Source organism: Maribacter corallii (genome assembly GCF_047345415.1).
Classification (GTDB): domain Bacteria; phylum Bacteroidota; class Bacteroidia; order Flavobacteriales; family Flavobacteriaceae; genus Maribacter_C.
The window spans coordinates 215,865-239,644 of record NZ_JBLFEP010000001.1; the positions used below are offsets into that span (position 1 = coordinate 215,865).

Below are 23,780 nucleotides of genomic sequence, written 5' to 3' on the forward strand. Positions count from 1 at the left end.
ATCAAAAAAAATGCCCAACTTGATTTGTTGGGCATTTTATATCGGTCTGTTCGTTATTTTAATGATTCAATTCCTCTTCATCATCTTGCAGCGGAACGGTCTGCGGAACAAAGTCTTGCCCAGGAATGATATACTCCCCATTAGCATCGACTTTACTATAATCATACGCCCAACGATGTACTTCCGGTATCGGACCATCCCAGTTGCCGTGAATGTGCTTCATTTCGGCCGTCCACTCCAAAGTATTCGATTTCCAAGGATTCTTTGGTCCTTTTTTTCCGTAGAACATGCTGCTGACAAAGTTGTACAAGAAAACCAATTGCGCAGCACCTGCGATTAACGCAAACACGGTCATCAACACCTGCACATCGGTCAATTCATCGAACATCGGGAAATTGGTATTTTGGTAGTAGCGTCTGGGTACACCGGCCATTCCAACAAAGTGCATCGGGAAAAAGACCCCATAGGCACAGACTGCGGTCACCCAAAAGTGTACATAGCCCAAATTTTTATTCATCATGCGTCCCTCGAACATTTTCGGGAACCAATGGTACACCCCGGCGAAGAGACCATACAGGGCAGATATACCCATCACCAAGTGGAAATGCGCCACTACAAAGTAGGTATCATGCACATTGATATCCAAGGTACTATCCCCTAGAATAATCCCTGTAAGACCTCCTGTGATGAACGTGGAGACTAGTGCTATAGAAAACAGCATACCCGGATTCATCTGTAAGTTTCCTTTCCAGAGCGTGGTGATATAGTTAAAGGCCTTTACTGCGGACGGAATCGCGATCAATAAGGTTGTAAATGTAAATACAGACCCCAAGAATGGGTTCATTCCGGAGATAAACATATGGTGCCCCCATACAATTGTAGATAGGAATGCAATTGCCAATATAGAGGCAATCATGGCACGGTATCCGAAAATGGGTTTACGTGCATTTGTCGACATCACTTCAGAAGTGATTCCCAATGCCGGCAAGAGTACAATATACACTTCAGGGTGACCCAAAAACCAAAATAGGTGTTCGTATAGTACTGGAGACCCTCCTTGATAATGTAGTACTTCACCTTGAATGAAAATATCGGATAGAAAGAAAGACGTTCCGAAGCTTCTATCCATAATCAGCAATAACGCCGCTGAAAGCAATACCGGGAAGGAAATCACACCGATTACCGCGGTAACAAAGAATGCCCAAATGGTCAAAGGTAAACGTGTCATTGACATTCCCTTGGTTCTAAGATTCAATACGGTAACGATATAATTCAACGACCCCAATAGCGAGGAGGCAATGAATATCGCCATGGATACCAGCCAAAGGGTCATACCCATTCCGGATCCAGGCTGTGCCATAGGCAACGCACTCAAGGGTGGATAAATCGTCCAACCTGCGGCAGCTGGTCCAGCTTCCACAAAGAGAGAAATCACCATAATTACACTAGAGGTGAAGAACATCCAATAAGACAACATATTCAAAAAGCCCGAGGCCATATCCCTTGCCCCGATTTGGAGTGGAATTAGAAGGTTACTGAACGTACCACTAAGACCTGCTGTCAATACAAAGAACACCATGATGGTACCATGAATGGTTACCAAAGCCAAGTACATATCGGCGTCCATCACACCGTCAGGAGCCCATTTTCCAAGAAGTGCCTCAAAAATAGGAAAGGATTCGCCTGGCCATGCCAATTGCATACGGAACAGTAATGACATAGCGATACCTATGGTTCCCATAATCAGGCCCGTAATCAAATACTGCTTCGCGATCATTTTATGATCTTGGCTGAAGATATATTTTGTTACGAATGTCTCTTTGTGATGATGATGTCCATGATCGTCGTGAGCGTGATCATCTACATGTGCTACTGCTGTTGCTGACATAATCGAAATTCTTTATTATATTAATTTTCTTTTAATAGCCTAATTTATTGCATGGACGCTATGGTCTGACTAAAAGTCTGTTGCGATTTCATCCACTCCTCGTACTCCTCCTGCGTCTCGACAATGATTTTCATTTGCATATTATAATGTGATGTCCCACATATTTTGTTGCAAATGAGCACATAGTCATACTCCCATGGATCAGAATTATCCTCGCCATTAGCAGCTCTCTCAGCCCTTATCTTATTGGTACGTTCTACTTTTGCAATGACATCGGGATCCTGTCTAATTTCTGCTGTTGTTTTGATAGGCGTAAAAGAAAACTCCGTTGTCATACCGGGCACACAGTTCATTTGCGCTCGAAAGTGAGGCATGTATGCCGAATGCAATACATCTTGTGAGCGCATTTTGAAATTGACCTTTCTACCTACCGGTAGGTGCAATTCCTTTACGATGACATCATCGGAAGCATAGGAGTCCGATTCGTCCAAACCTAGTACATTGGCGCGATCGATATCGATCATTCTCACGTTCGCCCCACCGAGTACATTATCCGCCCCGCCATAGCGTGCCGTCCAGTTAAACTGTTGGGCATAAAGCTCAACTATTAATGGATCATCCTCGTCGTTTACGTCCATTATATTCGTCCATGTGTATAGTCCCCAGAGGATAAGACCTGCTAAAACGATTACGGGTATGATGGTCCAAATAAATTCTAGACGATCGTTATCGGCATAAAAAAGAGCCTTATTGCCTTCCTTACCCCTGTACTTATACCCAAAATAGTGTAATAGCGCCTGTGTGATGGTCTGAACTATGAAGATGATCACAAAGGATACCAGCATCAAGAAATCATACTCTTCACCATGAGCCGATGAGGATTCAGGAAGAAGAAACTTCGCATATTTCCAAAAACTAAATATGGTGATCCCATAGATAAAAATCAGAAAGGCGAACATGAGGTACCCCTGGTTCTTATTATCGGAATCATTCGCGATTTGTGCGTTCTGAGTCTTAAGCTGAGACAGCTCAAAAATCTTGGTCATTTGCCAAATCGCAATTCCAACTAATACTAAAACAATTAATGTTAATGCTGTAGTCATCGTATACTGTTATACTTATACTTCGTTAATAATGAAAATGCTTGCTTTCTTCTATAAATGGATTTCTCGTAGGCTGCAAGGGTGCTGAAGCCAATGCCCTGAAAATCCAAAAAACGAACAAGCCCGCAAAAAATAGAACTGCTCCTATTTCGGGAATACCTATATGCCATTGTTTTCCTACGGTCGATGGCATAATCATATTAAATATATCCATATAATGCCCGGCTAGAATAACAATACCGGCCATAATCACGAACCAGTTAATCCGTTTGTAATCACTGTTCATCAACAGCAATACGGGAAATAGAAAGTTCATCGCTACCATCGCAAAAAACGGAAGGTTGTAGTCTTCTATTCGTGTTACATAATAGGTCACTTCCTCAGGGATATTGGCATACCAGATCAACATGAACTGAGAGAACCAGAGGTATGTCCAGAAAATACTGATTCCGAACATGAATTTTGCCAAATCATGGATGTGGCTATCATTCACTTGCTCCAAATGCCCCTTAGACTTCAGGTAAATCGTTACCATCGCAATTACGGTGATTCCGGATACGAACATACTCGCAAATACATACCATCCGAAGAGAGTGCTGAACCAGTGTGGGTCCACGCTCATAATCCAATCCCAAGACATAATAGACTCGGAAATTAAATAAAACACCAAGAAAGCCGCTGATATTCTGAAATTCATTTTGAAATTAGAATCATCATTGGAATCGTCTTGCGCTAGCGAAAGCTTTCTTGAATACTCACGATATCCGATCCAACCAGCCAAGAAAATAGCGGCACGAATCAAAAAGAAGGTAGGGTTCAAATATCCTGCCTTGCCTTGCAATAGTGCGTCATGTGCAACTACATCGGCATCCATCCAAACGAACAAGTGATTCATGTGCATTACGGAAAGTACCAAGATTACGAATACGATGATTCCCCCGGGAACAATATAAGAGGTAATACCTTCCATCACCCGGAATAAAAGCGGAGACCAACCTGCCTGCGCAGCACGCTGAATGGCATAAAAGGCTAGAGCACCCAAGGCAATCATAAAAAAGAAAAACGCACCAACGTATAAAGCGGCCCAAGGTTTGTTCTGTAGTTGATGAAACACGTGTTCATCATGTTCGGCTTCAGTCATTGCATGACCTCCTTCTTCCGTATAAGAACCATGGCCTTCGTCAACCACGGTCTCCCCATGACCGTCTCCATGGCCATCACCATGACTAGCTACCATTTCTTTTGCCTCAGCTACCGTAGATGGAGCTGATAGAAATCCGGAAACAATTCCCAAAGCACCCACTACCATCAAAATGATAGCTCCAATTTTTAATCTGTTCGAAACCGTATACATATTCTAGTAGCTAATATATTATTTAGTTAAGTCTTGTTTCAATTGCATCACATACTCGGATACTTGCCACATTTCCTTAGTGTTCATTTGCGACGCATACGAACCCATAGAGTTCAAGCCGTACTGTATGGTATGATAGGTCGTACCCAAAGTGATGTTTCTGGCCGCATCGGCATAACTCGGCACACCCAATATCTTTTCTCTTTTTACCAAGGTACCCTGTCCTTTACCCGCATTTCCATGGCAAATAGCACAATAGATTGTATACAATTCTTTTCCAACTGTAAGATTGTCTTCCGAGTTCAATGAATCCAACGGACTCATCATAACCCTCGCGAGCTCTTTCCCTTCAGGGGTATTCTCATATTCATAAGGCATCCATCCACGATTGATGGTACCTGGTACGGGTGTCATCGCTTCCGACGCATTTGGGAGAAAATCGACCTCTCCATAGGTTTCATACCCTACTGGTTCGTACATATTCGGCATGTACTGATAGTTGGGCTTTCTCTTATCTTGGCATGCGACAACAAAAAAGACCAAAGCCAATACCACTCCTATTTTTCTAAAACTGTTCATACTTAATGAAGGTTTTTTTCTGCAATATTTATTTCCACTGCGCCGGTATCGGAAAGCAAATTCTTCAACTCACTTTCATTATCGTGTATTTCGATTTCCATTACAAAATGGTCATCCGTGGTGCGCACATCAGGATTTTCCGCCTTCTTGAAGGGCCATAACCTACTTCTCAGGTAAAAGGTGATGACCATCAAGTGAGCCGCAAAAAATACGGTCAATTCGAACATGATGGGCACAAAGGCCGGCATGTTCTCGATATAACTGAAGCTTGGTTTTCCCCCGATATCCTGAGGCCAGTCTTCAATCATAATATAATTCATCATCACGATAGCGACGGTCAAGCCGACACAACCGTAAAGAAAAGAGGTAATCGCGATCCGCGTTGGGGCTAATCCCATGGCCTTGTCCAAACCGTGTACGGGAAAAGGACAATAAACCTCTTCAATATGATGCTTTGCGGCCTTCACCTTTTTTACGGCATGCATCAAGATGTCGTCATCGTTATAATATGCCTGTATCACTTTAGATGCCATAGTGCTATTTGTTGTTTAATTTTTGTGCCTGACCTGCCCAATCATCACGTTGTGCCCTTCCCGGGAAGGCACCCGTCAGGGCGTCGAGCATATCATATTCCTTTCCGGTCATTTTGCTCACCTGAGCAAAAGTGAAAATTCCGATTTGGTTCAGGGTCTCTTCCATTTTTGGACCGATTCCCTTGACCAATTTTAAATCATCCGCTGTGTCTTTTGAGGCGTCAAAAGTACCTATCGAAGCTAATAGTTCCGACGCGTCTTTTTTCACTTCCTCTTTAGGGGCTTCCGCCTCCTCTGCAGTTTCCACAACCGCTTCCTTCACCGCTGGTTTGTCTGACTTGTCAATTTGATAGAGCGGCTGACCGGCATCCCTTAATTTTTTGTATCGCTCTCCGGAGGATTTCAAAATCGATTTTACCTCTGCCTGTGCGATAACCGGGAAGGTTCTAGCATACAAAAGGAACAAGACAAAGAAGAACCCTATCGTACCGATGAAAATACCGATATCCACATATGTGGGAGAGAACATCGTCCATGAAGATGGAAGGTAATCCCTATGCAAGGAGGTCACGATAATCACGAATCGCTCAAACCACATTCCGATGTTTACGACGATGGAAATAAAGAATGAGAACATGATACTGGTTCGCAACTTTTTGAACCACATGAACTGTGGCGAAAATACGTTACAGGTCATCATCGCCCAATAGGCCCACCAGTAAGGTCCCGTCGCCCTGTTCAAAAAGGCATACTGCTCATACTCAACACCGGAATACCATGCCATAAACAATTCAGTGATGTAGGCACAACCCACGATCGAACCTGTAATCATGATGACGATATTCATCAATTCGATATGCTGAACGGTAATATAGTCTTCCAAATGACATACTTTCCGCATAATGATCAAGAGTGTATTCACCATGGCAAAACCGGAGAAAATCGCTCCAGCCACGAAATACGGTGGAAAAATAGTCGTATGCCATCCGGGGATAACCGAGGTAGCAAAGTCAAAGGATACAATGGTATGCACTGAAAGCACAAGGGGTGTTGCCAAACCTGCCAAGACCAATGATACTTCCTCAAAACGTTGCCAATCTTTTGCACGACCACTCCATCCGAAACTTAACAGACCATAAATTTTCTTCTGGAAAGGCAATACCGCACGATCGCGAATCATTGCAAAATCAGGCAGTAGACCTGTCCACCAGAAGACCAACGAAACGGATAGGTATGTCGATATCGCGAATACATCCCAAAGCAGGGGCGAATTGAAGTTTACCCACAACGAGCCAAACTGATTGGGAATCGGCAATACCCAATAAGCCAACCAAGGACGCCCCATGTGTATAATAGGGAACAGGCCCGCTTGAATTACTGAAAAAATGGTCATGGCCTCCGCAGAACGGTTAATGGCCATTCTCCATTTCTGACGGAATAAGAGCAATACTGCGGAAATCAAGGTACCCGCGTGTCCGATACCTACCCACCAAACGAAGTTGGTAATATCCCAAGCCCAGTTGACGGTCTTGTTCAAACCCCAAGTACCGATACCTGTTGATATGGTATAGATAATACAACCTACCCCCCACAGAAACGCTGCCAAGGCAATGGAAAATACTATCCACCACTGTTTATCAGCTCTTCCCTCTACAGGAGCAGCAATATCAACAGTTACATCATGGTAGCCTTTGTCACCCGTTACTAAGGGTTTTCTTATAGGTGCTTCGTAATGCGACGCCATAAATTTATATTATAGTTACTTACTGTATTGGTTGTTATGCTTCGGTTGTATTTCTCACTTTCACCTGATAGAATACATTTGGCTTAGTTCCTACATGCTCCAACAAGTGATACATGCGGTCATCTTCTTTCAGTTCGGCAACTTTACTTTCCGTATCGTTGATATCACCGAAAACAATGGCCCCATTATTACAAGCTGATGAACAAGCCGTCTGGAACTCACCATCCGCTATCACTCGGCCATCTCTTTTGGCATCCAAAATGGTTTTTTGTGTTTTTTGAATACACATCGAACATTTTTCGATTACCCCTCTTGAACGAACGTTGACATCTGGATTCACCACCATCTTGCCTAAATCATTATTCATATGGAAATCAAACTCATCATTGTTGTTATACAAGAACCAGTTGAAACGACGTACTTTATACGGGCAGTTGTTTGCACAATATCTTGTACCCACACAACGGTTATAAGCCATTTGGTTTTGACCTTGGCGCCCATGTGATGTTGCCGCTACAGGACACACCGTTTCACAAGGAGCATGATTACAATGCTGGCACATTACGGGCTGAAAAGCCACTTGCGGATTTACTGAGGGATCTTCCAACTCACCAAAACCGCCCAAGGAACCTTTATCTCCTGAAAGGCCATCAAATTCGACCTTTTTGGTATTATCCGCCTCAAAAGAATCTTCAGAAGAGTAATACCTATCGATACGCAACCAGTGCATATCCCTTGAACGCCTTACTTCGGCCTTACCGACCACAGGAACATTGTTTTCCGCATGACAAGCGATAACACAAGCACCACAACCGGTACATGCATTTAAATCGATCGACATATTGAAATGATGACCGATTGAACGGTCAAAATCATCCCATAAGCTTACGGATGTCGCAGGAACTTCTTGGTGATCCAGCGATACCTGAGGCACGTGGTTCCATTCCGCGTGGTCTTTCGTATTGAATATCTCAAGGGTAGTCTCTTTGATAATATCACCTCTACCCATCATGGTTTTATGCAATTGCACACAGGCAAACTCATGCTCGCCATCGGCTTTCTCTATCGTAACGGACTGTACATTCGAAAAGTCTTGGTACAGCGGATACGCATTCACACCGGTCTGCATTTCCGACTTCATCCCCACCGTTTTACCGTAACCAAGGGACAACCCTACAGAACCTTTGGCTTGACCTGGCTGAACCACTACAGGCACCTTGTCAATGGAAACTCCATTAACGGTCAGTTTCGAGTAACTTCCGTTCATACCGCCATTAGCCACGTTCCAGTTCGTTAAGCCCAAGCTTTCCGCATCCATTTTGGAGACCGTCACATAGTTATCCCAAGACACTCGTGTGATAGGGTCCGGAAACTCCTGTAACCAAGGATTACTTGCCTGCTGCCCGTCTCCCATACTCACTTTGGAATAGAGCACCAGCTCCATTCCTTCTGAACTTGATGTTCCGGCCAAACTACGCACTGCTGCGTCAATGGAAGCACCTGCCGTCATAGCTTCCTCTACCATAGTATCCGAGGCTTCTTCCTTATCCTCTGATGGTGCAGTCATGATTTGTGGATCGGCATCCTCGGATGCACTCATCATCGCCGCCGTTTCCGAATCGAAAACACCATCTTGCAGCGCCTTGTTCCAGCTACCGCCATTTAACACGAAAGTGCTCCAAGTCTCCTTGATATAATCGTAGTAGTTCTTGTCACTGCCCATCCAATTCAAAAGGGCCGATTGAAACTGTCTTGTATCAAAAAGCTCTTTAATGGTAGGCTGCATCAAGCTATATTGTCCTTTTTTAAGCTGTAAATCGCCCCAAGATTCCAAATAATGGTTAGCAGCTGCCGTGTAGTCGACTACTTCCGTGGTTTCATTCCAATTGGTTGAAAAAGCAACTGAAGTATCCACTTTCTCCAACCCGGCTTTAAACGCTTCGGCATTTGGTAATGTGAACATTGGGTTTACCCCATCCATTATCAGCACACCCACTTTGCCCGAATTCATATCAGCGATTAGCGTGTTGACCGCCTGGGTGCTTCCCTGTCTTGTGTATCTTGGTGTTTTGGGATTAAATGCATCGCTGCCCAGCATCTCATTAATCGCCAAAACCACTGCTTGCACATTCACATCCGCTATGCCCGAAACCACAACAGCTTTGCCCTTGCTCTTTCTGATCTGCGCCACTACACTATCTAAAGCACGTTGTGCATCGCCCAATTCGCCTCCGACGGAAGACCCGTTCAATGCCGCATACAATTTGGCAATGGCTATTTTTTGGAACATTGGCGTCAAGGGAACCCGCTTGTCAGCATTGGCGCCCGTCAAAGACATATTTGCCTCGAACTGAACGTGTCGCGACATTTTGCCATTACTTGGAATGCGCCCTTTGGAATAGCCACTATCATACCCTCCTCCTTGCCAATCAGCAAGAAAATCGGCTCCAAAAGAAATGATCAAATCCGCTTTTTCGAAATCATAATCGGCCAACGCACGTTCGCCATACTTATTTTCAAAGGCCGTCAAGGCCGCATCTTCGGAGATGGCATCGTAGGTCACATGATTTACAGCACCACCTAACGCCTTGAACTCTTCAACCAATCGAGAGGTTGAAGGACTCGCATAGGTCTGGGTCAACAAAGCGATCTGTTTACCTGAGGTCCGTGCAGCACCAATAGCCGCTTTTACTCTAGCATCCAACGTATCCCAATCCACTTCTTCACCTTCAGCTACCGGACCCTGCAGCCTCGTACTATCATACAGCGAAAGAACCGATGCCTGCACACGTGCATTGGCACCACCATTGACCTTTGCATAGGTATTGTTTTCCACCTTGATTGGCCTCCCCTCACGGGTTTTTACCAATATGCTAGCGAAATCAAATCCGTTCGCAATCGAAGTAGCATAGTAATTCGCAACCCCAGGAACAATATTCTCTGGCGCCACCACATAGGGAATGGATTTGATTACCGGTCCTTCACAAGCAGCCAATGAAGCTGCAGCTGTACTGAAACCGACATACTTGAGAAAATCCCGCCTGTTGGTACTGGTTGATTCCAAGGTGTCTTTATCACCCAAGAAGTCATCCACAGGAATCTCCTCGACAAATTCATTTTGCCGTAGCGTCTCAACAATGGAATCGTTGGGATTTAACTCCGCTTCGCTTTTCCAATATTTCTTATTCGATGCCATACGTTATTTCTGTAATTAGCTACTTTTCTCGTAAATTAATAGTGACACTTTCCACACTCCAAACCGCCCATCTGGGCCGCTGTCAACGTTTCTACGCCATACTTTTTGGAAAGCTCTGCATGTATTTTTTCGTAGTACTCATTCCCCTCTACTTTCACATTCGTTTCACGGTGACAGTTGATACACCATCCCATTGTCAAAGGAGAATATTGATACATGATTTCCATTTCTTCCACAGGTCCGTGACACGTTTGACACTCCACTCCCGCAACGGAAACATGCTGTGAATGGTTGAAATAGGCAAAATCCGGAAGGTTATGGATACGCACCCACTCCACAGGGGTACTCTCGCCTGTGTATTTTTGATTCTCCTCGTCCCATCCGACGGCGGCATATAGCTTCTTGATTTCCCCCGTATAGAACTCGTTGGTATAACCGTTGGCCAAATCTTCTCTAGATGGACCTTCAGGATTTCCTTTATACTCGTAAATGGATTTATGGCAATTCATACAAACGTTCAAGGAAGGAATGCCCGAATGCTTGGAAACCCTGGCCGAGGAATGACAATATTTACACTCAATTTTATTGTCACCAGCGTGAATCTTATGCGAGTAGTGTATAGGCTGTATAGGAGCATACCCCTGATCGACACCTACCTGCATCATCCATCCATAGGCGAAATAACCGCTAGCTAGCAACAGGAAAATAGCCGTTACCAACACCAAAAACTGATTCTTTGCAAAAGCCTTCCAAATCGGCAATCGCTTCTCCCGCTCTTCTTCAACGTTAACCCCATTGGCCTCCATCACCCTCCGCAAGGTTTTGTTCACCGACATCAACATAAACACCAATAGACCGAACACCAAGGCCAAGGCCCCTAGGATAACTTCGTTTGAAATACCGGATGATGCAGCCGCAACCGGTCCATTCGTCCCTCCCACTTGAGTCGGAGGAGGCGTAGAAGGAGGAGCCGCGGTATAGGCCAAAATATCATCGATGTCTTGATTTGACAGCGTTGGGAAAGCGGTCATCGCCGCTTGATTGTATTCGTTGTAGATTTTAACGGCATACGCATCGCCGGATTTGATCATACCTGGACTATTCTTGATCCATGCATACAACCATTCTTTATCCAAGCCCTCATCTTCCGCTAAGCGCGCCTCAACATTCGCCAACGCCGGACCGGTCATTTTGCGATTCAAAGCATGACATGCAGCACAATTTTGATTGAATAAGGATTTTCCCTTGACAGGGTCACCACCACCCGCGGCCGCTTCGGTCTCGACAGCCGCTTCAGCGACCGCCTCATCTTGTGCGATAAGCGAAACGGAAAAGAGTAGAAAAACTACGAGACTGATACCTAATACTTTAGAAATTTGATCGCGGTAAGTAACCTTTTTCATATATAAAATATTTCAATCAAGATTTGGCACGGTAATTTCATTTCAGCCTAAAAAAACCCAAAATTATCACGACCTAAATCGAGTGCAAAAATACGACATAGACTTTATTTGGAAAATCTTAACGTATTGATAATTTCTAATTTATAATTATTCTAAATAATTGGGATTCGCTCGGTTTCAACTGCAAAGAATTACCTTTGCTAATCAAGGTTTTATCTTAACGGAATAAAAGTATGAAAACAGTTTGCTACATCGCCCTCATGGCGTTTTTCGGTACTTTTGCGACTGCTCAGCAAGGGGATATCAAGATTCAACAGGATGATAAAATCGTCGAATTATTGGATATTTATGAAGAGTACAATAAAACGTCGGAATACTATAGAATTCAGGTCGGTTTTGGGTCATATTCCAAGGCCCAGGAGCTTAAATCAGACGTGGAAATCGACTTTCCGAATATGCCTTCAAAAATCGATTTTGACTCCCCTACCTACCGCGTTCGCCTCGGCCGTTTCAAGACGAAATTAGAAGCGGAGCGAAAATTTAAAGAGGTCAGGGCAAAGTATCCTGATGCCATGTTATTGAAACCGAAGAAAACTACAAAATAATCTGGATTTCTATCCCGGCATCAAGATTCCAGCGCTTCCATTTTAAATAAAGGTCAACCCGTTCAAACATTCAAATTCAGACTGCGGAATCGGTCGCCTCGACTGTTGTCTTTCAACACAAAATCGCAAGTTCATCTTTTTTGCAAAAAAAATCCCCTCCTTTTTCAAGGAAGGGAAACGATTTATTTTCCGCAGCAATGCATCGCTAGCAATTCTTATTTCAATTTCTTGGCCACCGCAACTTCTTGGAAAGATTCTACGATATCACCTTCTTTGATGTCATTGTAGTTTTTAATCTGCAATCCACAATCATAGCCTTTAGACACCTCTTTAACATCGTCTTTAAAACGCTTAAGCGAAGCCAGTTCTCCTGTAAAGACCACCACTCCATCTCTAATCAATCGGATACCCGAGTTTCTAAATATTTTTCCTGAGGTAACCATACAACCGGCAATCGTACCGATTTTCGAAATCTTGAAGGTCTCGCGAATTTCGGCATTTCCGGTAATCTCTTCCTTGATTTCAGGGGAAAGCATTCCCTCCATGGCATCTTTGAGGTCGTTGATGGCATCATAGATAATCGAGTACATTCTGATATCGATCTCCTCTTTATCCGCAATATCCCGGGCATTGCCCATTGGTCTTACGTTAAAGCCGATGACAATAGCATCTGAAGCCGAAGCCAATAACACATCTGATTCCGTAATGGCCCCAACACCTTTGTGAATGATATTGACCTGTATCTCATCGGTAGAGAGCTTTTGGAAAGAATCGGTCAATGCCTCGACAGAACCATCCACGTCACCCTTAAGAATAATATTCAACTCTTTAAAGTCACCTAAGGCAATACGTCTACCTATTTCATCAAGGGTAATGTGACGCTGTGTTCTAACAGATTGCTCACGCTGCAACTGCGAGCGCTTGGTAGCGATTTGTTTTGCCTCTCGCTCATCTTCCATGACATTGAAACGATCACCCGCCTGCGGCGCCCCATCCAAGCCCAATATTGATATCGGTGTAGAAGGACCGACCTCTTGGACTTCCTTACCACGCTCATCTTGCATTGCTTTGACTTTACCGCTATTGGTACCTGCCAAAACATAATCACCGATCCGCAACGTACCGTTCTGCACCAAAATAGTAGACACATAACCTCGCCCTTTATCCAGGAAGGCCTCTACCACGGCACCGGCCGCTCCTCTATCGGGATTAGCCTTAAGTTCTAACAATTCAGCTTCGAGCAATACTTTTTCGAGCAATTCACGTACACCGTCTCCGGTCTTAGCGGAAATATCGTGGGATTGAATTTTACCTCCCCAGTCTTCTACCAATAAATTCATGGCAGCCAACCCTTCCTTAATCTTATCTGGATTTGCCGTTGGCCTATCGATTTTGTTGATAGCGAAAACAATCGGAACGCCCGCGGCTTGCGCATGGGCTATCGCTTCTTTTGTCTGTGGCATGATATCATCATCCGCAGCAATAACAATAACCGCTATATCCGTGACTTGAGCACCTCTGGCACGCATCGCCGTAAAGGCTTCGTGACCTGGTGTATCTAAAAATGTGATTTTTTGACCATCGTCCAATTGTACCGCATAAGCACCAATGTGCTGGGTGATACCACCACTCTCTCCTGCAATGACATTAGCCTCGCGAACGTAATCGAGCAAAGAGGTCTTACCATGATCTACGTGACCCATTACCGTGACAATGGGCGCTCGAGGCTTCAAATCTTCCGGAGCATCTTCGATTTCTTCTATCGCCTCTTCAATCTCGGCCGTTACGAATTCCACTTCGTAACCGAATTCCTCAGCCACAATGGATAGTGTTTCGGCATCCAATCGTTGATTCATGGTCACCATCATCCCTAAGGACATACAGGCTGAAATAATTTCCGTTGTAGACACATTCATCATCGTTGCTACTTCATTGGCCGTTACAAACTCCGTAACCTTCAATGTTTTGCTTTCGATTTCCTGAATCTCAAGATCGGCCTCGGTTTGCATACGGTGCTGATCTCTTTTATCCCTACGGTACTTGGCGCCTTTTCCTTTTTTGGACTTCCCTTGCAGTTTTTCAAGGGTTTCTCGTACCTGCTTTTGTACATCTTCTTCAGAAGGCTCTACCTTATTTACCGTGGCAAAACGTCCTTTTCTATTGTTGCCTCCGGTATTTCTAGCTCCTCCGCGCGCACCGGCATTGTTGCTAACGATCCGTTTCCGTTTCTTCTTTCTATCGGTACTGGCACCGGCACCGGCGCCCGTTTTGGGCTCTTCCTTCTTTTTCTTGGGCCTTTGAAACTTGGAGAGATCGATTTTATCTCCTGTAATCTTAGGACCGGAAAGTTTCTGATATTGCGTCTTTAGTTTCTCATCGGTCGGTTTTTCTTCAGTTTCAACTGGCTTCTCTTCCTGAGGTTTTTCAACAACTGGCGCCTCTTCTTGCTCTATTGGTTTTTCAACCGCATCGGCAACGACCTCTACCTCTTCCTCTACCTTCTTCTCTTCCTTCTTCTTCGGATTCAGGTCGATCTTACCTACCGTCTTAGGCCCCGAAAGCTCAGCGCGTGCTTTGATCACTTCGGTTTTGCCCAAGCGTCGTTCACGTGCCAATCTTCGCTCTTCTTGCTCCTGTTCCAGTTGGATTCTTATGGCTTCTTTCTCCTTTCGCTTTTCTTCCCCGACCTCTTTAGACGCAACTTTCTTGCTCATATCGGTCTGGAACTCATCCAAAAGCACCTGGTGAACCGTCTCTGATATCTTCGTAGTAGGACGTGCGTCTATATCATGCCCCTTGGAAGCGAGAAAATCTACCGCCCTATCCAAAGAAATATTGAGTTCCCGGAGAACTTTATTAAGCCTTATTGTTGCATTTTCTGCCATAAATACTGATTCCTGTTCGTCGCAATAGCGTTAAACTACTGCTAATATATAGTTATTCTTCTAATTCTGCTTTTAGTATACGTACAACTTCCGAAATAGTTTCTTCCTCCAAATCGGTCCGCTTCACTAAATCGCTCACATCTTGCTCCAAGACGCTTCTGGCGGTATCCATTCCTATTTTCTTGAATTCCTCGATAATCCAAGCATCGATTTCATCCGAGAATTCGGTCAATTCCACATCCTCTTCAACACCCTCTCTAAACACATCTATTTCATAACCAGTAAGTTGCCCGGCCAGTCGTATGTTATGTCCTCCTCTACCGATGGCCTTGGATACCTCTTCTGGTTTCAAGTATACCTGAGCGGTCATTTTTTCATCGTTCAGTTTTACTGAGGATACCCGCGCAGGACTTAAGGCCCTGGTCACCATAAGCTGTGGGTTGGCCGTCCAGTTAATGACATCGATGTTTTCGTTCCCCAATTCACGAACTATGCCGTGAATACGAGAGCCTTTCATCCCGACACATGCCCCAACGGGATCGATACGGTCGTCATAAGAATCTACGGCGACCTTAGCCTTTTCTCCAGGAATTCGTACGGCCTTCTTGATCGTGATCAAACCATCGAATACCTCGGGAATTTCTTGAAAAAACAATTGCTCCAAAAACTTGGGCGAACTTCGCGACATGATGATCGCCGGCTTGTTGCCTTTTAATTCAACACTCTCGATGATCCCGCGAACATTGTCCCCTTTCCTGAAAAAATCAGAAGGTATCTGACGGTCTTTTGGCAAGATGATCTCGTTACCTTCATCATCCAATAGTATAATGGCCTTATGCCTAATATGATGCACCTCAGCTGTATATATCTCGCCTTCAAGGTCCTTGAATTGCTTGTAAATGGTGGTATTGTCATGTTCGTGAATCTTGGAGATCAGATTTTGACGCAATGCCAAAATCGCCCGTCTCCCCAAATCCATCAACTTCACCTCTTCGGACACATCTTCACCCACTTCAAAATCAGGCTCGATTTTACGCGCTTCCGAAAGCGAAATTTCTTCGTTGGGCTCCTCTACCTCACCATCTTCAACAACGATACGGTTTCTCCAAATTTCCAAATCGCCTTTATCGGGGTTGATAATGATATCAAAGTTGTCATCCGAACCGAACTTCTTCTTGAGGGCGTTTCTAAAAACATCTTCCAAAATGGCCATCAAGGTTACTCTATCAATGAATTTATCGTCTTTGAATTCCGAGAATGATTCGATCAACGCAATATTTTCCATGAGTTTACTACCGTTAAAATTTTAATATGACTTTTGCTTCTTTAATATCGGAAAAATCGATTTCCTGTTTTTTCCGAACCGTTACTTTCCCTTTTCCTATGGGTTTGGGTTCCCGTGCTTTCCATTCCAGAATAATTCCCTCTTCGGTCACTTCAGTAAGATTACCTTCAATCGTATCATCAGGAGTCCTCACTTCCATTTTCCGACCAAGATTCTTCTTGTATTGTCTTGGCAGCACCAAAGGTGCCGTAGCCCCAGCGGAAGCCACTTCCAATGCAAAATCGACCTCATCCCGATCCAGGTTATGCTCGATTGCCCTGCTGATCTTGATACAATCTTGTACCGTAACTCCCTCATCACCATCAATAACGACCTTGATTCGATTATCGGTCGAGATCGAGAAATCGATCAAAAACAACGAACCGTCTTCTTCAAGAGCGCTATTCAATAACTCGGTGACTTTGTTCTGCAACATAATTCAGCATACTGTTCAAGGCCCAATCAGCCGACCTTAACGGGGACCATCGGTTCAATGGTCTTTTCTTCGACCCGCTTGTCAAAGGGATTCGAACGAACTTCTAACAAACAAAAAAGAGGACTTAAAAGGTCCCCTCATGAATACTCGTATATCCGTTCAGTGGCGCAAATATACAATTTTTCCATTATTCCACAAGTGTTATTGACACACTATCCAACAAACAATTACGTTGTCATAACATGACCTATGGGAGCCTATTGGCCCCCGCAGGGACGTATCAAGAAACCACAGCGGTTTTAAGATTAAATAGTACTTTTAATCAAAATCAACCCCGACCATGGAAATATTCTCTTCTTACAATGTGATCATCGAAGCCTCCATTATCGTAATTCTATCGTTTTGGTTTAACGGGCTCGCGAAGAAAACCAACGTACCCTCGGTACTGATGCTCATTTTGTTGGGCATTTTGATCAAAATCGGCTTGGACATTTTCGCTCCGCGCACTCCAGATTTTGAAGGATCGCTAGAAATATTAGGTACCGTAGGCCTGATCATGATCGTTCTCGAGGCCGCCTTGGAATTGGAACTCAAGAAGGAGAAACTCATTCCTATTCTCAAATCGATGGCCATTGCCTTGATCGGACTCGTAGGTTCGGCTTGGGTGGCGGCGTTAATACTCTATCAGTTCATTGACGGCATGACCATGCAATCCGCCTGGTTGTACGCCACACCTTTGTCTATTTTATCAAGTGCGATCATCATCCCCAGCGTCGGTGGATTGGCCGATGCCAAAAAAGAATTCCACATCTATGAAAGTACCTTTTCCGATATTTTCGGGATCATGATGTTCTACTTTTTGACCGGGGGACTCAACCCCGCCGAAGATGGAGGCGTGGTGGGCTTTTCGATCAACTTGCTACTCACTATCGTTATCGCCGTTGTTGCCAGCTATGCCATCATATTGATTTTTCAACGCATTAAGAGTCAAGCCAAATTGTTTTTGTTGATTGCGGTCTTACTCCTGCTGTATGCTTTAGGAAAGAAAATGCACCTTTCTTCATTGATCATTATCTTGATTTTCGGACTCATCGTCAAGAATATCAAACTGTTCTTTCCTGGAAAGACCGCTATATTTCTGGAAGAGGAGAAGATGAAGCACATTTATCACGACCTCCATATCATCACTTTGGAAACCGCTTTTATCGTCCGAACCTTTTTCTTCGTCATATTCGGAATCACTATTGTACTCTCTTCTTTGTTGAGTCTCAAAGTGGCCTTGATCAGTATTTTGATCATTGCTTCCATTTATCTCATCCGTTGGGGAATTTTGCGTGTTTTTATCGGAAAGGACATCTTGCCGCAGCTATTTATCGCACCTCGGGGATTGATTACGGTACTCCTTTTCTATGCTATTCCGGCCCAAGCCAAAATACCGGGGTTTGAATCGGGCATTCTACTCTTCGTGATTATCGCCACCAGCTTGGTCATGACCTGGGCCATGATCAAGGACAAACGCAAAATGGGCACACTTTTAGATGAAATCGATCAGGAAATTTTGGCACGCAATGAGGCCGAGGATGCTTTGAATGAACAGTTACAAAAAGAAGAAATAGAAACAACTGAACCCAAAGGTATCGAAGAAAAAACCAATGCTGAGAAACCCATTCAAGGACCTCTTGACGCCAACGACGAAACGATACCGGAATAAGCTTGAAGACACCATTGACTTCTTCAAGTACAGGATAGGTCGTGGTTTAACTCTGTTGAATCCATTAAGAAATGAAGAAATACCCTTCGAAAATCAATTATGGACTGTTCATTTTTATACTGATCGTTTTGATCGGTAGTGCGATTCCTTTGATTGCCCAAGCCGTTTGGCCCGCTCTTTTGATCAACGGCGCGGTACTACTTTTTGTGGCCCACCTTTATAGGAACACCTATTACATACTCGACAACCGTTTTCTAAAGATCACCTCAGGGGTACTTATCACTAAAAAAATCGAAATTCAATCCATCACAGGCGTCGTGAAAACTAAAACGATCATCAGTGCCCCAGCCTTGTCATTTGACCGATTGGAGATTAGCTATGGCCAAAGCAGCAGTGTTGTCATTTCACCAAAGGACAAGGCAATATTTATCGCCCACCTATTCAAGCTAAATCCGCAAATCAACATGCCGGAACAGGACTAGTACCGTCTGAATTTTCAACCTCAGGAGTCATTTGTCTTCCAAACATTTTCAAACCTCTTTTTGAACCAATACATTTATGGGGAATCCTATTCCTAAAGCATAGCTCATGAACAGACGATTATTGTTAAGCACTATAGGTCTTAGCCCTTTGGCCCTGATTTCAGCCAAAATTCCCGTAACAGACACCCCTATTGTCGACAATCTTATCAAACGATGGAAGAATTCAAAAACGTACACAGCAAAGGTATTTGAAGCGATGCCGGCAGAACATATCGAATATAGCCCCACCGAAGAACAAATGAGCTTCGCCCAGCATTTCATGCATTTGGGGTATACGAACAACTCTTTTATCGGCGTACTGGTCGATGACAAAACCTACCCCGATTACAACGCACTTAAGGATGCCGATTTCTTCTTGGAACGTCCAGATCCTGTAAGTCCATTTTTTCCAGACCGTATGCAAAAAAGGGAGGCGGAACAGAATAAGGCCCTGGTATCGGCATACCTCACCTCGACCTTTGATTATGTCCTCTCAAGTTTGGAAAACCTAAATGATGCCCTACTGACCCGTGGGGAAGATAAAGTAAAGCCGTGGTATCTTGAAGGCCATACGAATCTTGACCTCATTCTACGCAGTGAAAGTCATACCGCACATCATCGTGCTCAGGCGATAACCTATTTGCGGATGAAGGGTATTCAGCCACCGGGGTATTCGAAGAACAATACGTTTTGAATAAATGGGGTAAACTTTTCCGCTGGAATTTGTTCCACAAAAAAATCCCGCTAGTAGCGGGATTCGTTCAATTATGTTGGCCCACAAGGACTCGAACCTTGAATGACGGTACCAAAAACCGGAGTGTTGCCAATTACACCATGGGCCAGTGCCATTTTGTACTAGAATATTCCTTGGTACAAAAGAGGATGCAAATTTAAAACAAAGTTTGGTTTGCACAAACATTTTTAAATACAATAATGGAAAAAGTCACATTCCCTATTTCCCACAACAATAGCAGCACGAAACAAGGCTTCACATGGCGGCACATGGCGCCCCTTGAAAGTACTGACAGCAAAGTGCATTCAACGCCTGTTAAACCTTTGTCAAAAATCCGTAGGCATCTAATAATGAATTCGTAAATTCGCCCCATCTGTTAAACAGCGACGTACATGTTTTCAAAGAACTTCGAAAAATGGGACACCATCTTAGGATGGGTTGTTTTTTTTATTGCCCTGATCACCTACTTTATTACCGTTGAACCGACAAGTAGTTTTTGGGATGCCGGTGAATATATCGCCACCTCCGCCAAATTACAAGTAGGCCACCCACCAGGAGCTCCTTTGTTGCAAATGATCGGTGCGTTCTTCGCCATGTTCGCCTTCGGCGATGACCAGATCGCGCGAATGGTCAACTTCGTATCAGGTGCCTCTAGCGCCTTTACGATCTTGTTCATGTTTTGGACAATCACCAATCTGACCCGAAAACTGATCGCTAAAAAAGACCAATTTACCAACAGTAAGGCCATCGCGGTCTTGGGCAGTGGTCTCGTCGGTAGCCTGGCCTTTGCCTACTCCGATAGTTTTTGGTTTAATGCCGCGGAAACGGAAGTGTATGCCATGGCCAGTTTTATTATGGCATTGTTGTTATGGCTCGGACTCAAATGGACCGATAATCTTGACCATCCACGCGGGAATCGTTGGTTGGTACTGATTTCTTTCGTAGTCGGCCTTACCTTCGGTATTCAGTTCATGGGCTTTTTGGCCATCCCTTCCATTGGTCTACTGTATTATTTCAAAACGTACAAAACTACCACGGTCAAGAATTTTCTACTGGCCAATATCATCGTAGTAGCGATATTGATGCTGGTCTATAAATTCTCATTGACCTATGTGCTGCAGTTTTTCGGCTGGGGCGAGGTCTTTTTTGTCAATACGATCGGCCTACCGTTCAATTCGGGTTCCATTATCATTGGACTCCTTTTCATTTCGGCATTTTACTTTGGGCTTAATTATACGCGAAAGAACAATTATCGTACGGCAAATACCATTGTGCTGTGTTTGATGTTCCTGTTCTTCGGTTTTTCTTCTTGGATCATGCTCCCTATTCGTGCCAACGCACAGGTCGTCATTAACGAGAACAACCCGGCGGACGCCAGAGCCCTTTTGGCCTACTACAACCGTGAGCAGTACCCTGGTGTCGACAGCCCCATTTACGGCGCTTACTATTCGGATGCCTTTGCTCCTGCGGGGAAGGAAAAGGATGAAAAGCCCAAATACGAACGTGACGAAAAGTTGGGTAAGTACGTCATCGTGAATCTTTACAAAGATGCCTTGCAAGACGCCCACGAAGACCATGTCGGTATTCTTCCGCGAATGTGGAGCACCCAACATGCTGAAAACTATATGCGCTATTTCGGTCCGCTTGACTTCAAGATGAAGCAATCGAACGAAGAGCTACGAGAAGCGGTAAAACAGGTAAAAGATGGCTTTGCGGCGGGGGAAATCGATGCGGATCAGTACATCAGTTTTCTCCGTAGGTTCAGTGACTATATCGAGGTGGAACCCCCTTCGGTCTGGGACAATGTGAAGTATATGTTCGAATTTCAATTCGGGTATATGTACTGGCGTTATTTTATGTGGAATTTCACCGGAAAACAAAATGACGTACAAGGACGATACAATCAAAACGGCAATTGGTTGAGTGGTGTTGATTTTATCGACAGCGCACGACCGGTTCTAGGAAGCCAAGATAATCTACCCAGTGATGTCGAAAACAATAAGGGTCGGAACACCTACTATTTTTTACCACTTATTCTGGGCATCATAGGCCTGGTCTTTCAAGTTTCAAAAAACCCGAAACAGTTTTGGGTACTATTCATTTTCTTCATGTTCACGGGCATCGCTATCCAATTTTATACGAACCCGTATATCTTTCAACCCCGTGAACGGGATTATTCTTTGGTGGGCTCCTTCTACATTTTCGCCTTATGGATCGGTTTAGGGGTCTACGGCCTGTTCGATGAGTTTCGAAAACTGCTTTCCCCAAAAATTCTAGCACCGACGGTGACTGTGCTTTGTTTATTGGCCGTACCCACGGTGATGGCCTATCAGAATTGGGATGACCATGACCGTTCGAATCGTTTTACAGCGAATTCTACCGCGAAAGCCTACCTTGACTCCTGTCAGAAAGATGCCGGTGCCATCTTATTTACCATTGGTGACAACGACACCTTTCCACTCTGGTACGCCCAAGAAATAGAGGGATACCGTACAGACGTTCGCGTAGTCTGTACGAGCCTTTTCGAGACGGATTGGTACATTGACCAGATGAAGCGCAAGGCGTACGAAAGTGAGGCTATACCCTCCCAGATCACCCATGAAAAGTACCGTTGGGGGTCTCGTGATGTATTATACCACCAAAATGCGGACGCGCTCTTCAACAAACAGGTATCTGAAAGTCGCTGGACGATCCAGGCCTTTATCGAATGGGTAGCAGGTGACAAACCAGAAACAAAATTGAAATACTATTTTCAAAAAGCAGGTGCCGATCCCGATGCTTATTCTGAAAATGTCCAGAACATCGTGTACTACCCCACCACTAAATTGCGAATTCCTGTCAATAAAAAGAATGTATTGGAAAGTGGTCTGGTCAAGCAAAAAGATACAGCACTCATTGTAGATTACATTGATATCGACCTTCCTTCTAGTGCCATCACCAAAAAAAGCATGATGATGTTGGATATTTTGGCCAACAATGATTGGGAACGACCGATTTACTTTTCAGGGGGAAGTTTTGACGATGCCGAATTCATTTGGATGAAAGATTATCTGCAATTGGACGGACTAGCCTATAAATTGGTACCTATAAAAACAGAGCGGGAAAACGGTTTTGAAATGGGCCGTATCGATAGCGCCCTCATGTACGATATCGTGACCAACTGGGAATGGGGCAATTCAGGCGATCCGGATATCTACCATGATACCCAAACCCGAATACAAGGGGTGACGTTCCGTAGTAATCTGGCACGGTTAACGGAAACCTTGCTCGAGGAAAATAAGATAGAAAAGGCGAAAGAGATCATCGATATCGCCATGAACAACATGCCTTTGGATCAGTTCGGCTACTACACCCTTGTTGAACCTTTTATAGACGGTTATTATAGGGTTGGGGAAACCTCTAAGGGTAGGGAACTTTTTGACCGCTTAAAAACCAAGTATCAAGAACGATTGAACTATTATTCCTTGCTGCCAATCGAGCAAAAGATAAGTCGTGGAGAAGATATTTTAGGTGACATGGAGGCGTACAACAGAATCGTGGACATTTTGGTCATCAACAAGGACCAAGAAAAAGCGGAAAAAGAGACACTTATTTTCAATGAGTTCTTCGATAAATTTTATGGTGATCAATTCGAAAACCCAAGGGCCGCGCCCCCAATCGAGGACAACCCCGATTTACCCGATTCCGTTCAACTCAACTCGGATACCATTCAAAGGGATACGTTGACTACGGCACCAGCCGATACGGCAGGAGTGGAATAAAGGA

Annotated in this window: 16 protein-coding genes and 1 tRNA gene; 5 read left to right on the plus strand and 12 right to left on the minus strand. The window is 44.3% G+C overall.

The window, feature by feature from the left end; translation table 11 throughout:
* Nucleotides 1–58: 58 nt before the first annotated feature.
* The 8 genes from ACKWCA_RS00970 to ACKWCA_RS01005 are packed head-to-tail and all read right to left on the minus strand — an operon-like array spanning nt 59 to nt 11,800.
* Nucleotides 59–1,888, minus strand: coding sequence for a cytochrome c oxidase subunit I (locus ACKWCA_RS00970; RefSeq protein WP_413976262.1), 1,830 nt, complete (start codon nt 1,886–1,888; stop codon nt 59–61).
* Nucleotides 1,889–1,932: 44 nt separating this feature from the next.
* The gene (locus tag ACKWCA_RS00975) at nt 1,933–2,991 is read right to left on the minus strand and encodes a cytochrome c oxidase subunit II (RefSeq protein ID WP_413976263.1); all 1,059 of its coding nucleotides are present in this window, start codon (nt 2,989–2,991) and stop codon (nt 1,933–1,935) included.
* 25 nt (nt 2,992–3,016) lie between these two features.
* Entirely contained in the window at nt 3,017–4,345 is a 1,329-nt protein-coding gene (locus tag ACKWCA_RS00980) for a quinol:cytochrome C oxidoreductase (RefSeq protein WP_413976264.1), read from the minus strand.
* An 18-nt stretch (nt 4,346–4,363) separates the two neighbouring features.
* Nucleotides 4,364–4,924, minus strand: coding sequence for a c-type cytochrome (locus tag ACKWCA_RS00985; protein WP_413976265.1), 561 nt, complete (start codon nt 4,922–4,924; stop codon nt 4,364–4,366).
* A 2-nt stretch (nt 4,925–4,926) separates the two neighbouring features.
* Nucleotides 4,927–5,457, minus strand: coding sequence for a DUF3341 domain-containing protein (locus ACKWCA_RS00990; protein WP_413976266.1), 531 nt, complete (start codon nt 5,455–5,457; stop codon nt 4,927–4,929).
* A 4-nt stretch (nt 5,458–5,461) separates the two neighbouring features.
* Complete coding sequence (gene nrfD, locus ACKWCA_RS00995; protein ID WP_413976267.1) at nt 5,462–7,201, minus strand: NrfD/PsrC family molybdoenzyme membrane anchor subunit; 1,740 nt, start codon at nt 7,199–7,201, stop codon at nt 5,462–5,464.
* 34 nt (nt 7,202–7,235) lie between these two features.
* Entirely contained in the window at nt 7,236–10,397 is a 3,162-nt protein-coding gene (locus ACKWCA_RS01000) for a TAT-variant-translocated molybdopterin oxidoreductase (RefSeq protein WP_413976268.1), read from the minus strand.
* A 35-nt stretch (nt 10,398–10,432) separates the two neighbouring features.
* A complete protein-coding gene (locus ACKWCA_RS01005) occupies nt 10,433–11,800 on the minus strand; it encodes a cytochrome c3 family protein (RefSeq protein ID WP_413976269.1) in 1,368 nt (455 codons plus the stop codon).
* A 233-nt stretch (nt 11,801–12,033) separates the two neighbouring features.
* On the opposite strand from ACKWCA_RS01005, the gene ACKWCA_RS01010 reads away from it, so the two are divergent.
* Nucleotides 12,034–12,405, plus strand: a complete 372-nt coding sequence (locus ACKWCA_RS01010) for an SPOR domain-containing protein (protein ID WP_413976270.1) — start codon at nt 12,034–12,036, stop codon at nt 12,403–12,405.
* Nucleotides 12,406–12,620: 215 nt separating this feature from the next.
* Here ACKWCA_RS01010 and infB read toward each other — a convergent pair whose 3' ends face one another.
* The 3 genes from infB to rimP are packed head-to-tail and all read right to left on the minus strand — an operon-like array spanning nt 12,621 to nt 17,050.
* On the minus strand, nt 12,621–15,290 hold the full coding sequence (gene infB / locus ACKWCA_RS01015) for a translation initiation factor IF-2 (RefSeq protein ID WP_413976271.1): 2,670 nt from the start codon (nt 15,288–15,290) through the stop codon (nt 12,621–12,623).
* Between the two features lie 52 nt (nt 15,291–15,342).
* Complete coding sequence (nusA, locus tag ACKWCA_RS01020; RefSeq protein WP_413976272.1) at nt 15,343–16,575, minus strand: transcription termination factor NusA; 1,233 nt, start codon at nt 16,573–16,575, stop codon at nt 15,343–15,345.
* Between the two features lie 13 nt (nt 16,576–16,588).
* A complete protein-coding gene (gene rimP, locus ACKWCA_RS01025; protein WP_413976273.1) occupies nt 16,589–17,050 on the minus strand; it encodes a ribosome assembly cofactor RimP in 462 nt (153 codons plus the stop codon).
* Nucleotides 17,051–17,390: 340 nt separating this feature from the next.
* On the opposite strand from rimP, the gene ACKWCA_RS01030 reads away from it, so the two are divergent.
* From ACKWCA_RS01030 to ACKWCA_RS01040, 3 genes are all read left to right on the plus strand, one after another.
* Nucleotides 17,391–18,761 carry a cation:proton antiporter domain-containing protein gene (locus tag ACKWCA_RS01030; RefSeq protein WP_413976274.1) on the plus strand — a complete coding sequence of 457 codons (1,371 nt, stop codon included), beginning with the start codon at nt 17,391–17,393 and terminating at the stop codon, nt 18,759–18,761.
* A 71-nt stretch (nt 18,762–18,832) separates the two neighbouring features.
* Nucleotides 18,833–19,243 (plus strand): PH domain-containing protein, encoded by a 411-nt coding sequence (locus ACKWCA_RS01035; RefSeq protein WP_413976275.1) that lies wholly within the window; start codon nt 18,833–18,835, stop codon nt 19,241–19,243.
* A 106-nt stretch (nt 19,244–19,349) separates the two neighbouring features.
* Entirely contained in the window at nt 19,350–19,976 is a 627-nt protein-coding gene (locus ACKWCA_RS01040; RefSeq protein WP_413976276.1) for a DinB family protein, read from the plus strand.
* 76 nt (nt 19,977–20,052) lie between these two features.
* On the opposite strand, the gene ACKWCA_RS01045 is transcribed toward ACKWCA_RS01040, so the two are convergent.
* Nucleotides 20,053–20,124: transfer RNA gene (locus tag ACKWCA_RS01045), tRNA-Gln, on the minus strand.
* 283 nt (nt 20,125–20,407) lie between these two features.
* Between ACKWCA_RS01045 and ACKWCA_RS01050 the strand changes: the two genes are divergently transcribed.
* Nucleotides 20,408–23,776, plus strand: coding sequence for a glycosyltransferase family 117 protein (locus tag ACKWCA_RS01050; RefSeq protein WP_413976277.1), 3,369 nt, complete (start codon nt 20,408–20,410; stop codon nt 23,774–23,776).
* The last annotated feature ends 4 nt before the right edge of the window (nt 23,777–23,780 follow it).

Coding starts and splice junctions, on each gene's coding strand:
- nusA (WP_413976272.1), bottom strand. CDS start 16,575: ATGGAAAATATTGCGTTGATCGAATCATTCTCGGAATTCAAAGACGAT.
- ACKWCA_RS01040 (WP_413976276.1), top strand. CDS start 19,350: ATGAACAGACGATTATTGTTAAGCACTATAGGTCTTAGCCCTTTGGCC.
- ACKWCA_RS00985 (WP_413976265.1), bottom strand. CDS start 4,924: ATGAACAGTTTTAGAAAAATAGGAGTGGTATTGGCTTTGGTCTTTTTT.
- ACKWCA_RS00990 (WP_413976266.1), bottom strand. CDS start 5,457: ATGGCATCTAAAGTGATACAGGCATATTATAACGATGACGACATCTTG.
- ACKWCA_RS01050 (WP_413976277.1), top strand. CDS start 20,408: ATGTTTTCAAAGAACTTCGAAAAATGGGACACCATCTTAGGATGGGTT.
- nrfD (WP_413976267.1), bottom strand. CDS start 7,201: ATGGCGTCGCATTACGAAGCACCTATAAGAAAACCCTTAGTAACGGGT.
- ACKWCA_RS00980 (WP_413976264.1), bottom strand. CDS start 4,345: ATGTATACGGTTTCGAACAGATTAAAAATTGGAGCTATCATTTTGATG.
- ACKWCA_RS01035 (WP_413976275.1), top strand. CDS start 18,833: ATGAAGAAATACCCTTCGAAAATCAATTATGGACTGTTCATTTTTATA.
- ACKWCA_RS00970 (WP_413976262.1), bottom strand. CDS start 1,888: ATGTCAGCAACAGCAGTAGCACATGTAGATGATCACGCTCACGACGAT.
- ACKWCA_RS01030 (WP_413976274.1), top strand. CDS start 17,391: ATGGAAATATTCTCTTCTTACAATGTGATCATCGAAGCCTCCATTATC.
- ACKWCA_RS01000 (WP_413976268.1), bottom strand. CDS start 10,397: ATGGCATCGAATAAGAAATATTGGAAAAGCGAAGCGGAGTTAAATCCC.
- ACKWCA_RS01005 (WP_413976269.1), bottom strand. CDS start 11,800: ATGAAAAAGGTTACTTACCGCGATCAAATTTCTAAAGTATTAGGTATC.
- ACKWCA_RS00975 (WP_413976263.1), bottom strand. CDS start 2,991: ATGACTACAGCATTAACATTAATTGTTTTAGTATTAGTTGGAATTGCG.
- rimP (WP_413976273.1), bottom strand. CDS start 17,050: ATGTTGCAGAACAAAGTCACCGAGTTATTGAATAGCGCTCTTGAAGAA.
- infB (WP_413976271.1), bottom strand. CDS start 15,290: ATGGCAGAAAATGCAACAATAAGGCTTAATAAAGTTCTCCGGGAACTC.
- ACKWCA_RS01010 (WP_413976270.1), top strand. CDS start 12,034: ATGAAAACAGTTTGCTACATCGCCCTCATGGCGTTTTTCGGTACTTTT.